Origin of the sequence: Herbaspirillum sp. 1173 (genome assembly GCF_031455335.1) — a bacterium.
Classification (GTDB): domain Bacteria; phylum Pseudomonadota; class Gammaproteobacteria; order Burkholderiales; family Burkholderiaceae_D; genus Herbaspirillum; species Herbaspirillum huttiense.
On the sequence record NZ_JAVDSP010000001.1, the window covers coordinates 1,387,793 to 1,400,969 of the forward strand.

At 65.9% G+C, this 13,177-nt stretch carries 9 protein-coding genes; all 9 read left to right on the forward strand.

The features are described from left to right. Nucleotides 1-242: 242 nt before the first annotated feature. The 9 genes from wecB (at nt 243) to J2X56_RS06245 (ending at nt 13,085) form a co-directional block, all read left to right on the forward strand. A complete protein-coding gene (wecB, locus tag J2X56_RS06205) occupies nt 243-1,403 on the forward strand; it encodes a non-hydrolyzing UDP-N-acetylglucosamine 2-epimerase (RefSeq protein ID WP_310158956.1) in 1,161 nt (386 codons plus the stop codon). A gap of 503 nt (nt 1,404-1,906) precedes the next feature. Beyond that, entirely contained in the window at nt 1,907-4,207 is a 2,301-nt protein-coding gene (locus J2X56_RS06210; protein ID WP_310158958.1) for a hypothetical protein, read from the forward strand. A gap of 9 nt (nt 4,208-4,216) precedes the next feature. Then, the gene (locus tag J2X56_RS06215; RefSeq protein WP_134135934.1) at nt 4,217-6,385 is read left to right on the forward strand and encodes a glycosyl transferase family protein; all 2,169 of its coding nucleotides are present in this window, start codon (nt 4,217-4,219) and stop codon (nt 6,383-6,385) included. Between the two features lie 33 nt (nt 6,386-6,418). Beyond that, nucleotides 6,419-8,998 (forward strand): NfrA family protein, encoded by a 2,580-nt coding sequence (locus J2X56_RS06220; protein WP_310158962.1) that lies wholly within the window; start codon nt 6,419-6,421, stop codon nt 8,996-8,998. A 25-nt stretch (nt 8,999-9,023) separates the two neighbouring features. After that, nucleotides 9,024-9,896, forward strand: a complete 873-nt coding sequence (locus J2X56_RS06225) for a hypothetical protein (protein WP_310158965.1) — start codon at nt 9,024-9,026, stop codon at nt 9,894-9,896. Nucleotides 9,897-9,947: 51 nt separating this feature from the next. Further along, nucleotides 9,948-10,997, forward strand: coding sequence for a hypothetical protein (locus J2X56_RS06230; protein WP_310158966.1), 1,050 nt, complete (start codon nt 9,948-9,950; stop codon nt 10,995-10,997). Between the two features lie 125 nt (nt 10,998-11,122). Beyond that, the gene (locus tag J2X56_RS06235) at nt 11,123-11,677 is read left to right on the forward strand and encodes a YbhB/YbcL family Raf kinase inhibitor-like protein (RefSeq protein WP_134135938.1); all 555 of its coding nucleotides are present in this window, start codon (nt 11,123-11,125) and stop codon (nt 11,675-11,677) included. A 7-nt stretch (nt 11,678-11,684) separates the two neighbouring features. Continuing rightward, nucleotides 11,685-12,506, forward strand: a complete 822-nt coding sequence (locus J2X56_RS06240; protein ID WP_039785463.1) for a helix-turn-helix transcriptional regulator — start codon at nt 11,685-11,687, stop codon at nt 12,504-12,506. 198 nt (nt 12,507-12,704) lie between these two features. Continuing rightward, nucleotides 12,705-13,085, forward strand: a complete 381-nt coding sequence (locus tag J2X56_RS06245; RefSeq protein WP_209566853.1) for a hypothetical protein — start codon at nt 12,705-12,707, stop codon at nt 13,083-13,085. Nucleotides 13,086-13,177: the final 92 nt, after the last annotated feature.

Here is a 13,177-nt window from a genome sequence, read left to right on the forward strand (position 1 = left end):
CCGGGCCAGCCAAGCTTGCCCGGGCGCAATGACGATAACGCGTATGCTCCGTCCAAGCCTCGCCCTGTCGCCAGAACCAAATCTTCACGGGTCTTGTCCCACATCCCGGGCTGTCTCTGCTTATCGGATGGCCCCACCAATCCGCGCACCACGCTGATGCCAACAATCAACAAGAACAGCCCAACGCCGGTCACGACCTCGATTTGATACAGGCGCGCTCACGCAGCCTTTACTGGAGCATCATGGACCACGCCACGCCCAGCCGCCCTCTCCGGGTACTGTCGATTTTCGGTACCCGCCCCGAAGCCATCAAGATGGCACCGCTGGTCAAGGCCCTCGATGCCGAGCCCGCCATCGAGTCCATCGTCTGCGCCACCGGCCAGCACAAGCAGATGCTGGCGCAGGTACTGGAGCTGTTCGCCATCGAGGCCGATCACAGCCTCGATGTGATGGTGCCGGACCAGACGCTCAACGGTCTCTCCGCGCGCCTCTTCGCCGGCATCGACCAGCTGCTGGAGCAGACCCGGCCCGACCGCGTGCTGGTCCACGGCGATACCACCACCGCCATGGTGGCGGCCATGGCGGCCTTTCACCGGCGCATCCCGGTCGGCCACGTGGAGGCCGGCCTGCGCACCCATGACATGCGCCGGCCCTGGCCGGAAGAGATGAACCGGCGCACCATCGACGTGGTCAGCGACCTGATGTTCGCCCCCACCGCGCAGTCGCGCCGCAACCTCGAAGCAGAAACCCTGCAGGGAAAAATCGTGGTCACCGGCAACACCGTCATCGATGCCCTGCAGATGACGGTGGCGCGCATCGATGCCGATGCCGGGCTTCGCGCCCAGCTCGATGCCGCCCTGCCACCGCTGCTGCCCGAACGCCGCCTGCTGCTGGTCACCGGCCACCGGCGCGAGAACTTCGGTACCGGATTCCTGCAGATCTGCCGCGCACTGGCCCAGTTGGCGCAACGCGATGACCTGCAGATCGTCTACCCGGTGCACCTCAATCCCAACGTGCGCGGCCCCGTCATGCAGGAGCTGTCCGGCCTGCCGCGCCTGCATCTGATCGAGCCGCTGGACTATCTTCAGTTCGTGCGGCTGATGCAGCGCGCCCACGTGATCCTCACCGATTCCGGCGGCGTCCAGGAAGAAGCGCCCGCATTGGGCAAGCCGGTACTGGTCATGCGCGACGTCACCGAACGCCCCGAGGCCGTGGCCGCAGGCACCGTGCAACTGGTCGGCACCGATACCGGCCGCATCGTCGATACCGTGGCCACCCTGCTGAGCGAAGACCGGCTCTGGCGCAGCTTCGCACGCAAACAAAATCCCTATGGCGACGGACAGGCCTGTGCCCGCATCGCCGATGCCATTCTCGGACGCAACTTCCAGCCCTTCTCCGCCTGACTCATCCATTCGCAAGCCACGGGGGGCGAGACGTTGCGGTTTGTAGCGTCGTCCCGTTTACTTAGTTTTTTATGGAAAGTTTTGCCCGCCAGAACCTGGTGAAATCAAACAATATAAAAAATTTTTTACGTCCCTTGATGTAGGTAATTCTCACAAAAATCCTTGTCAGTGTTGCGTTACCCCGCCTTTTCTCCTCAGGCGAAATCAGCCAGCAGCTCCCCTTTTCCCATGCGCTACTCCGGACGATGCCAGACGGCAATCGCCCTGAATACTTAGTTTTTCTGGCTCGCCATTTCAAGCAAAAAATCACGGAAAAATGGACACAAGGAAAGTGTCCGCGTGCTGCAAGGTGTAAAGAGTGATATCGAACATGCAACCAAATTGACCTCCCTCCGCTCCTACCGCACGCAACCGAGCCACGCAACCGAACAACAAACAATTCAACGAAACGCCACAAGGTCCGGACTACGCGGACCGATGGTCCCTCTTGCGACAGGAATCTGATGATTGCACGCCACCACCCCCAGCCAGCGGCTGCGCGCCGCCTGCGCTTGTCCGCGGGAACGCCGATGTTCATGACGCTGGCCGTCGCCGTGCTTGCCGCCGGCTTTTCGCCGGTCCTGCTGGCCGCCCCCACAGGCAATAACGCCGCCGCTGACGCTTTCCGCACCTTGACTGACGATACCTGGATCGAGCGCCGCGAGACCCTGGCCTCACTGGGCATTACCTCGCCGCTGGTGCTGGCGTCCAATGACAGCAGCCGCGAACTCTATCTGCCGGTGCCTTCCAACGTGCCGCTGGCGGATGCCAATCTGATACTCGACGCAAAGTATCTGCGCGCCGATGGCGGCCGCACCACCATGGTCCTGGCCATCGATACCTATCCGGTCGCGGCGCGTGCGATGACGGCCGATCAGGGCGATGCCAGCCTGGCGCTGGGCATCGATGGCGCGCCTCGCGCCAATGGATTCGTGCGCATGGGCGTGAACTGGACCACCATGCTCTCCGGCCTGTCGCAATGCGCCGACCCGCGTACGCCCGGCAACGTGCTGCAGGTGAATCCCGATTCCTCCTTCAGCTACCGCTACGACAGCCGCGCCATCGGCGACCTGCGCACCGCCTGGGGGGCGCTGCCGGCCCTGACCTCCATCATGGTGGCGGGACGCCAACTGGATGCACAGAGCTACGACAGCGCCTGGCGCATCGGTGTGGCGCTGGAACGCGCGGGCAAGCACAGTACGGTGACGGTGCTGCCGCGCGTGGGTGACGTGATCGACCTGAGCCGCCTCAACGTACCCGATGGGCTGCGCGGCATTGCCGCGTTTGCCGCGCTCAAGGGCAGCGGCCAACATGCCCTGAAGGATCCCGCCGAAGTCGGCGCCTTGCTGGCCCTGGGCCGCAACCAGGTGCGGGCCGACATCGTGGTGGCCGATGCAGCGCTGCTCTCCGGTATCGACAGCGCCATGAACGCCCTGCAGCAGCAGGTGCAGGCCAGCGCGCCCGAAGCGATGCCGGCCTTCAGCGCCTGGCGCGCCCGCGTGCAGCCGCAGTCCGCCAGCCTGCAGGCAGGTGAACTGCGGCTGTCGTCAGCCTTCGGCCATCCGGTGATCCTGGCGGGTGCGCAGTCCGGCCCCGCCTTTGCGCAGATGTTCGACCGCTACTGGCGCAACATCAGCGGTGCCGCCTCGCTGGTGGCGCGCACGGCGCACAAGCCGGTGACGGGTGAAGACTTCATCCTCCTGAAAAACCTGGGCGGTGCGCCGGGTAGCATCGATGTGCTCAGCCGCGCCGACTGGAGTGCGTCCTTCGATATCGCCGAAGTCGCCAGCGACGGCCGCCTGCCGTCCGAACTGGTACTGGATGTCTCGGCCGCGCCGGGTGCCACGCGCACGCCGCCGGTGGCCTCGGTGTTCCTCAACGATGTGCTGCTGGGAGCGCGCAGCCTGCAGGCCGACGGCCAGCGCGAGCGCATCATCGCGCGCATCCCGCCGGGTGCGCTGGCTGCACAGAACCAGTTGCGCGTGTCCTTCGTGCGCCAGCCCTCCAGCGACAACTGCCGTGAAACGCCCCAGGCCTTCCCGGTAGCGGTGCTGGGATCCAGCCACCTGAAACTGGACAAGGCCCAGGACGAAGCCAACTTCACCGGCATGGTCCGCCGCTTCGCCGCCGGTGCGCAGTTGCTGGTGCCGCACAGCTATCTGGACGACGTGCCGGCCAGCCTGCAGCGCGTCATCATGGTGGCCTCCAGCGCCGGCCTGCCCGCCGACCGCACCCGCATGACCGTAGTGGACGACGGCAAGGAGGCCGCTCCTTCTGGCAGCTTCCTGGCGTTTGACCTGCCCTTCAAGGATGCCCAGGGCATCGTGCAGGTCAAGGGCAATACGCTGGTGATGAATGACAGCAGCGCCAAGCCCATGCTCGACGTCACCGGCTTCGACCGCCTCGGCATCCTGGAGGTCGCCAAGACCAACGGCCAGCAAGGCGTGGTCTGGCACAGCGTCGGCAAGGAACGGCCGCTGGTGGCCAAACCGTTTGCGCTGTCGTCCGGCAATGTGGCAGCCGTCTCCTCGACCGGCCTGCTGGCGGAAATCGACACCAATGACGCCAGTGGCCGCGATGCAGTGCAGGACGCCCCCTCGCTGACCATTCCGGACATCCTGTGGTGGGTGGTGCCGCTGACCATCATCGGCCTGTTCATTCTCCTGCTGATCCTGGCCAGCCGCACGCGCCGCCGTCGCATGGCCGAGCAGGAAGCCCAGCGCAAGCAAGCCCAGGCGACGCCGCGCGACGCCGGCCAGGACTGAGGACGGCGCATGTTCACCACAGCCAATGCCACGGCCCAGCTCAACTTCCTGTTCGCCAACTACTACGCGGCACTGGAAATTGCGGCGGCCGTGGTGGCCCTGCTGATCCTGCTGTCGGCGCTGGACGACCTGTTCTTCGACCTCTGGTACTGGTCGCGCCGCCTGTGGCGCCGGTTCACCATCGAGCGCGTGCGCACGCCATTGACGGTCGAGCAGCTGCGGCAGCGCGATGAGCAGCCCATCGCCATCATGGTGCCGGCCTGGATGGAAGCGGACGTCATCGCGCAGATGATCGAGGACATGGTGGCCGTGCTGGACTATCGGCGTTACCACATCTTCGTCGGCACCTACGTCAACGACCGCGAGACCATCGACGAAGTGGAGCGCATGCGGGTGCGCTACAAGCAGCTGCACCGGGTGGAAGTGCCGCATGCCGGTCCGACCTGCAAGGCCGATTGCCTGAACTGGGTGGTCAAGACCATCTTTGCCAGCGAAGCCGGATTGGGCATGCAGTTCGCCGGTGTGGTCCTGCACGACAGCGAAGACGTGCTGCATCCGATGGAGCTGAAATTCTTCAACTACCTGCTGCCACGCAAGGACATGATCCAACTGCCGGTAGCCTCGCTGGAGCGCGAATGGTTTGAACTGGTGGCCGGTACCTACATGGACGAATTCGCCGAAAGCCATGCCAAGGACATGATGGTGCGCGAAAGCGTGGCCGGACTGGTACCCTCGGCGGGGGTCGGCACCTGCTTCTCGCGCAAGGCGCTGCATGGCCTGATGCAGGCCTCCGATGGGGAGCCCTTCAACGTGTCCAGCCTGACGGAAGACTACGAGGTCGGCACCAAACTCTCGCAGATGGGCATGCAGACCATCTTTGCGCGCTTCCCCGTGAAGTTCAAGGTACGCCGCAAACCCTGGTTCTTCGGCAAGCGCGAGCAGGTGGCCGAGAGCACGCTGGAAATGCCGCTGGCGGTGCGCGAATATTTCCCCGACACCTTCACCCAGGCCTATCGCCAGAAGGCGCGCTGGGTCATCGGCATCGGCCTGCAGAGCTGGGAGCAGATGGAGTGGCGCGGCTCGCTGGCGGCACGCTATCTGCTGCTGCACGACCGCAAGGGCGTCGTCACGGCCTTCGTCAGCATGCTGGGTTATGTGCTGGCCTTGCAGTTCATCCTGTTTTCGGCGGCCACCACTTTCCAGTGGTGGGACGTGTTCTACCCTCCCCTGCTGGCCGGTGACGGCTGGTGGCGCACCGTGCTCACGCTCAATGCTTTGGCGATGCTCAATCGTGCCTTGCACCGTTTCTATTTCACCACCGAGCTGTACGGCTGGCGTCACGGCCTGATGGCCCTGCCGCGCATGGTGGTGGCCAACTTCGTCAACTTCATGGCCGTGGCGCGTGCGTGGCGGCTGTTCCTGCTGTACCTGTTCGCGGGCCGCGCACTGGCCTGGGACAAGACCATGCACGACTTCCCCACGGATGGCATCGCCAGCCGCGTGCGCCTGCGTCTGGGTGACCTGCTGCGGACCTGGCAGGCAGTCGACGAGGCCACGCTGTCGATGGCGCTGGAGGAACAGCGCCGCACGCAATTGCCGCTGGGGACCGTCATGGTCAGCCATGGCTGGCTGGATGAAGAAACCCTGGCCGAAGCACTGGCCTATCAAGAAGGCCTGCCGCGCGTGAGCCTCACGCGGGAACGCGTGCAACGCCATGCGGGCGAACTGCCGGTGGAAATCTGCGCCCGCCTGCGCACGCTCTACCTCGGCCCCGGCAAGGAAGGCCGGCCCGACCAGGGCATGGCGCGGGTGGCCGTGGCCAGTGCGCTGACCGATGCCGCGCGGGCCGAGCTGGAAGCGGTCCTGGGCCGCGCCCCCTTCGCCATGGTGGCGCGCGAGTCCGAGATCGCTGCCGGCTTGCGCCTGCTGCGCGGGCAGGACAATGCCTTCGACCCGGCCCGCACCGAAGCCCGCGTCCCGCTGCTGGGCGACCTGCTGATCGCCAGCGGCCTGCTGTCGCGCCCGGTCTTCGATGCCGCCATGCAGCGCTATCGACCCGACCTGCATGGCCGCATCGGCGACTACCTGGTCAATGAAGCCGTGATCTCGCGCGAGGCCATCGAAGAGGCGGTACGGCGCCAGCGCGACTGGCTGGCACAAGGCGGCCAGCCTGCCTGAGCCCCGCCCTCATCACCACAACAAGAAGACACGATGAAGAACAAGACCTTGTCCCTGCTGCTCCTGCTGCTGGTCAGCGGTGCTGCTGCCACCACCGGAACCGCGCTGGCACAAACTGCGGTGGTGGAACTGCCGCTGTCCGGCCCGGCCTATCGCCTGGCGCAGCAGGCCTATGCCTCGGCGGCGCGCGGTGCGTTCGGGCAGGCGCAGGCGCAACTGCAGGAAGCGATACGCCTGCGCCCGGATTCCATGGCCTTGCGCCGCCAATTGCGCGAACTGCGCCAACAGCAGCGCGGCGGAATGAGCGCCGGGCGTGGCACGGCGCGCGACCCCGGCTATGCCGCCGCAGCAGCGGCCTATCGCGCCTACGATGGCAAGCGCTACGAGCAGGCCGTCACGCTGGCACGCCAGGCTGTGGCAGCCGCCCCGCACAATAGCGCCTACTGGCTGCTGCTGGGCAATGCGCTGATCGAGACCCATGACTACGACCGCGCCAGCGAAGTACTGGCCCAAGGCGCGGACAAGGTCACGGACCAGCGCCCGCTGCTGCGCCGCCAGCTGGAACTGCAACGCGAACGCGCCGCCATGGCTGCGGCCGAAGTCTTCCGCGCACAAAGCGGCAACCAAGTCGAGGCCGAGCTGGACGCTGCCCGCCGGGCCGTGGCACTGGCACCGCAGGAAATGGAATATCGCCTGATGCTGGTGATAGCCCTGCTGCACAACGAGCAGATCGCGCAGGCCGAGCGCTCCGCCGACGAAGCCCATGCCATGGACGAACGCCAGCCCGGCCCGCTGCTGCTGCGCGCCTATGCCCGCGTGCGTCTGGGCCAGGCCGATGCCGCCCGCGCCGACTTCGCGCAGGCACGCCGGTTGGCAACCAGCGACAGCAGCGCCGCTGAACAACTGGATGCAGGGATTCTGCAGGCCGATGCCGAACTGGCCATGCAACAACCGCAGGCAGCACTGGATGTGCTGAACGATCTTGATCCCGACACGCTCGCCCCCGCAATCGATGCACGCCAAGCTGCGCGCTTGCGCCTGACGCGCCAGCAGGCCACCCAGGCACTGGGACGCTATCGGCTGGCGGCGCTCGGTGCCGAACAGCGCAACCCGTCCGTATCGTCAAGCCAGTACCCCGTGCCGGCGCTGGATTGCAGCCGCGATGGTGCAGAAAACGTCAATCCCTGCCACGTGACGTTTGGCGCGCAAGCGCGCGATGCGGGCTTCGATGCCGCCACACGCGGCTACCAGGCGATGCAGCAGCAACAGTACGCACAGGCGGCGCAAGCTGCGAACGAGGCCGTAGCCCTGTCACCGCAGAATGCCGAATACCGCCTGCTGCTGATCGATGCCTTGCAGGCTGGTGGACAGGATCAGCAAGCCGAGCAGGCCATCAGCGCCACCCTGCAGGCACAGGGTGCGGACGGCCCCTTGCTGGCAAGGCGCGCAGCCTTGCGCGCGCAACTGGGAGATAGCGCGGGTGCCCGCGCCGATGGTGAGGCGGCCTTGGCGCAAGGCGGCTTGCCGGTCGAGACCGAGATCGCGCTGCTGGCCCGCACCGGTCATCCACGCGAAGCGCGTGAACGCTTCCTCGCCGCGCGCGATGGCGGCGCGCTGGATGGACTGGATGATCTCCAACTGGCCTACCTGGCGTCCCAGGCGGGGGATGCCCCCGCTGCCCGGGACGCCTTCCGTCGTGCCGATGCAGGCGGCACCCTGCCCGCCCGCGCACTTTCTGATGCGGGGTATGCCGCCATCGATGCCGGTGACGATGACGCCGCGCTGGGCTGGTTCAAGCGCAGCGTCGACCGTGCCGACGATGGCAGCCTGCAGCAGACGCCGCAGCAGCGCTTCGATACCCGTCGCAGCATCGCCACCATCGATCGCAGCGGCGGCTTCATTGCCTCGCTCACGCACAACGGCGGCGGCCCCAGCGCCGGCAATGGCGGACGTCCCGGTGCCTCCGCCACCGACAGCACCCTGCAGGCGGGAGCAGAAGCCTACTGGCGACCCTTCGGCTATCAGGGCGGCCGTCCGGTCGAACTGTTCGCACGCGTATTCCAGACCCTGCAGGACCAGTCCGGCGGCACCACCGGCACGCAGACTGCGCAAGCCACCGTAGGCGCGCGCTGGAAGCCGCTGGCCAGCCAGAACCTGGTGCTGTCGCTGGGGCGGCTGATCCCGCTGGGAAGCCAGTCCGCCGCCGACTGGCTGGTGCAGCTGGCCTATTCCGATGGCATCGGTACCGACCTGCGAGTGGATCGTCCCGACTGGTGGACCACGCAATGGTATGGCGAGGTCGGCCGCTACCTGCGCAATCCGCAGACCTATGGCCTGGCCTCGCTCCAGACCGGACGCAGTTTCCGGCTCGACAGCGTGAGCGATCAGCTGGTGCTGTTCCCGCATCTGAGCCTGAACGCCGACTTCAATTCGCTCAATACCCATCGCACTGCCATCGGCATGGGTCCGGGGGTGAACCTGCGTTACTGGTTCCGGGGCGATCGCTATCATGCACCGCGTTCCTATGTGGACCTGTCGCTGCAGTATCGCTGGCGCGTCGGCGGCGATGAACGGGCGCAGGGATTCTTCTTCAGCACCACGCTGTCCTACTGAGTCCTCATGAACCGCAGGTGCTCCCATGAAGTGCATGCCACCGGCACCCTTGTCCTCCCCGTTGCGCCGTAGCGCCCTGCTGGCCGCTGCCTCGGCGTGCCTGCTGGCCGCCTGCGCCGGCTGTGACCTGCGCGCGCAAGCGCAGGGCGAGATCGAGGGCATCGTCTGGCAGCCCGACAATGCCACCGTCGAACCACGCGGCCAGTGGCAAAAACTGGGAGCGCGAACGCTGCTGGTGCAATGGAGCGCAGTCGATGGCCAGGCCTTTGTTGCAGGCAGTGATTTGCCGACCGTGCCACGCCTGCCCGACTGGCAGCGCATAGCGCGCGAACCATGGGCACAGGAGGTGATCCTCGGACTGGCCGGCCGCTTCGATGAAGCAGCCGCCCGCGCCGACCTGCCGCAACTGATCGCGCAATCCGCCAAGCTGGCAAGATTGTCCACGCCGCTCAAGGTCAGCGGCTGGTACTTCCCGGTGGAGATCGATCCGACCTGGACCGAGGCTGCTCAACTGGGCCAGCTGCTCGGCCAGTTGCCACGACCGCTGTGGATCAGCGTCTACGACAGTGCCAATGTGGGGCCGGAAGCACTGGCCGCCGGCTTGCTGAGCTGGCTGCCGCCGGATGTCGGCGTGTTCTTCCAGGATGGCGTCGGCGTCTATGCCCGCGAGCCGCAGGTGGCGCTGCACTACGTGCAGGTGCTGTCGCAGCGGCTGGGGCCGGCGCGGGTGCGGATCATCGCCGAGGCCTTTCGCCCGCAACCCGGAGGCGGATTTCGCAGTGCCACCGTGGAGGAGCTGACGCCGCAATTGCAGCACTATCGCGGGTATCGGGTCTGGCTCTTCGACGGACCGCATTACGTGAACGATGCGCTGGTAGAGGCGCTGCGTCCACGCTGAAACCGAGCGCGCCTCTCGTTACATCCCGTTACGTTTGTGAAGCATCTTCCCATGGTGCAGCCAGGCCGAGGCGGCCATCATCCCGCCCTGGCCTCATCAGGCGCGCATTTCCGGCCGCGCCATTGCTCTTCCATGGACATCGTCTACCTGCACAGCCCCATCACCTATTCCATCGCACGGCAATTGCAGCGCGAGGGAGAAGTGCGCGCGCCGCTGGTGGTCTGCGGACGTGGCATGCAATGGGAGGGTCCCTACGTCAGCGTCATCGACGACGGCATCTGGGATCCGGCACGCACCGTGGCGTTTCTGGAGGGGATGGTGGCGGCCCTGCCTGCCACCTTCACGCCCTTGCGCATCTTCGTGCCGCACACCGGCTTCCTGCTGGGCAAGCTGCTCAAGCTGGCGGCAGCGGTGCAGACCGTGTGTTACCTGGAAGAAGGCAACACCTCCTGCAATCCCCTGCTGGCCGCACCGGCGCAAAATGCCGCCGTCGATGCCACCACACTGCTGCACATGCTGCAAGCCAAACCCATGCTGATGCAGCGCCTGGGCCTCACACCGCAAGCCGTCCTGCAGGTCAATGCGATGCCCGCCATCTGGTTCGATGCGCAGAGCCCGAAATATGGCGGCGCCTACCGGGTCTCGCCGCAAGCCTTTGCGGGCCTGCCGCAGGTGCGCACGATCAGCCTCGAACCTCAGGGCGGACTGCGCGAGACGGAGCGCCACTGGCTGTGCTTCCTGCCCAACATCATCAACATGGTGGCGCACTGCGGCCAGCACAGCGAAGAGGCCCAGCGCAACCTGCATGGCCTGATGAGTTCGCTGCGCACCATGCAGGCGCTGGTGGCCAGCCAGCATGCGCGGCTGGTCATGAAATTCCACCCGGTCGACGAGGCCAATCTCAATCCGCAGTTCAAGCAGCAGTTCTACAGCTTCGGCCTCAGCTACGCCAGCTTCGCGGCCCAGCAAGCCATCGACGCGCAGCTGGAACCGGCGCTGTTCGATTTCACCCGCTTCATCGTGATCAATGAATCGGCGGCCAGCCGCTATGTCGAACTGTTCCAGGGACTGGACTTCCTGATTTCGCTGAACCTGTTCTGACAACGCGGCACGCAGCACTCTGGGCGCGTTGACGCTTTCTGCACCGAGGCTGACGTTTTCTGCACCATGTCGCCGCTGCCAGCCCTCTACCATGGGCGCTCCTCAACCTTGACCGGAGCGCATTCATGTCCTTTTTCCGCTTTTCCGTGGCCACGCTGGCCCTGACGTTTTCTGCACTGTCGGCCCACGCTGCCGATTTCACCGTGACCAGCCGCGACATCCAGAATGGCAAGGCGCTGTCGAACGCGGAAGTCTTCAACGGCTTCGGCTGCAGCGGCCTGAACCGCTCGCCGCAGCTGTCCTGGTCCAACGCCCCGGCCGGCACCAAGAGCTTCGCCGTGACCGTGTATGACCCGGATGCCCCGACCGGCAGCGGCTGGTGGCACTGGACCGTGTTCAACCTGCCGGCCTCCACCACCAGCCTGCCGACCGGCATCGATGCCCAGGGCCGCGGCCTGCCCGCTGGTGCCATCCAGGGCCGTACCGATTTCGGCAGCAGCGGCTACGGTGGTGCCTGCCCGCCAGCGGGTGACAAGCCGCACCGCTATCAATTCGTCATTTGGGCACTGAACACCGAAAAATTGCCACTGGATGCGCAAGCCAGCGGTGCTATGCTCGGCTTCTTCCTCAACGGCGCGGCCCTCGGCCAGGCCCGCTTGACCGCCACCTACGGACGCTGATTCCCGCATGCAAAGTGACATCGCCATCCTGCCCTTCGCCCATGGCACCCGCCCCACGCTGACACGCATCCGCGCCCGGCACGAACAGCAGTTGCGCCAGGTCTTCATCGGCCTGGCCAGCATCTGCCACGTCCGCCAGGGCAAGAAGCGCATGCAATGGGGCCATCGCCATCTGCTGTGCGGGCAGGATGTGCTGGTGCTCATCGCCGCCGGTACCCAGGTCAATGTCGCCAACCTGCCCAAGGGCGGCGAATATGCGGCCGACATGGTGTCCCTGCCGCCGGCACTGATCGAGCGCTTTCGCCTGCACTATCCCGGCCAGGGCGTACAGGCGCGCGATGCCAGCGCGGTCAGCAGCGTGGCGCAGGATGCCGACATCCTGCGCGCCTGGCGCCATCTGCAGGACTGCATCCGCGAAGAAGCCGCCAGCGAACTGCAATGCCAGGCAGCCGAAGGCCTGCTGCTGGCCCTGAGCCTGCGCGGCGCCATCGGCGGCCTGCTGCGTGAACGTGGCGACGCCATCAGCCATCACATCGAACAGCACCTGCTGATGCTGGCCCCGGAAGAACGCAGCCTGGAACGCGTGGCCGAGGCTTTTCACTGCAGCGTGTCGACCCTGCGGCGGCGGCTGGCGCGCGAGCAGACCGGCTTCCGCGAATTGCTGGACAAGGTGCAGCTGGGACTGGCGCTGGACCAGTTGCAGGCCTCGTCCTTGCCCATCGCCGACATTGCCTCGGCCTGCGGCTATGACTCGCCCTCGCGCTTTGCGATGCGCTTTCGGCAGCATTACGGGATCAGCCCCAGCGAGTTGCGACAGACCCTGCCCTGAGGTCAAAGCCTCCCGAACCTTACCCCCAAACGGCGCGTTGACCTGCGTGGCTCAACAACAAGCGCCGTCATCCCGGTACGAAAGCACCGACACGCGATTGAAACAGCGTCCGACTGCCCGCATTCGGCGCAGGACCTAGTATGGCTCCAACGGCTCGCGATGGCGGGACGCCCCCCACAACAACCTTAGGAGATCTCCATGTCCAAACCGACCCTGAAATTCCTCGGCACTGCCCTGGTAGTGGCTGCCTTCAGCACCGGCGCCTTCGCACAGAATGCCGGCGGTGCCAGCGGTGGTGCAGCCGGTTCCGGCGCGGCTGGCTCGGGCGCAGCAGGTGCCACCGGCGCACAGACCACGCCCAACAACAGCGCCACTGAGTCGGGCGGCTCCTCTTCCGGCAAGAGCATGCGCAGTCACAACAAGTCGGACAAGTCGATGGACAAGTCGATGAAGAGCGGCAGCCAGAATTCCCGCTCGGGCAACAACGCCAATACCACTGACTCGAAGAACGGCCCGCTGGGCACCTCGCCGGGCGGCAATGGCGGCGGCACCGGTGGCGCCGGCGGCTCGGGCTCCTGATCGCTTGCGCAGCAATGCGCAGATGACTCAGATACTCTGATGACCTTTTTCAGCTTTTGTTGTCTCCGTAGTTCCTGTTGTTTCGTTGTGTA

Coding starts and splice junctions, on each gene's coding strand:
- J2X56_RS06245 (WP_209566853.1), top strand. CDS start 12,705: ATGTCCAAACCGACCCTGAAATTCCTCGGCACTGCCCTGGTAGTGGCT.
- J2X56_RS06210 (WP_310158958.1), top strand. CDS start 1,907: ATGATTGCACGCCACCACCCCCAGCCAGCGGCTGCGCGCCGCCTGCGC.
- J2X56_RS06220 (WP_310158962.1), top strand. CDS start 6,419: ATGAAGAACAAGACCTTGTCCCTGCTGCTCCTGCTGCTGGTCAGCGGT.
- J2X56_RS06215 (WP_134135934.1), top strand. CDS start 4,217: ATGTTCACCACAGCCAATGCCACGGCCCAGCTCAACTTCCTGTTCGCC.
- J2X56_RS06230 (WP_310158966.1), top strand. CDS start 9,948: ATGGTGCAGCCAGGCCGAGGCGGCCATCATCCCGCCCTGGCCTCATCA.
- J2X56_RS06235 (WP_134135938.1), top strand. CDS start 11,123: ATGTCCTTTTTCCGCTTTTCCGTGGCCACGCTGGCCCTGACGTTTTCT.
- J2X56_RS06240 (WP_039785463.1), top strand. CDS start 11,685: ATGCAAAGTGACATCGCCATCCTGCCCTTCGCCCATGGCACCCGCCCC.
- J2X56_RS06225 (WP_310158965.1), top strand. CDS start 9,024: ATGAAGTGCATGCCACCGGCACCCTTGTCCTCCCCGTTGCGCCGTAGC.
- wecB (WP_310158956.1), top strand. CDS start 243: ATGGACCACGCCACGCCCAGCCGCCCTCTCCGGGTACTGTCGATTTTC.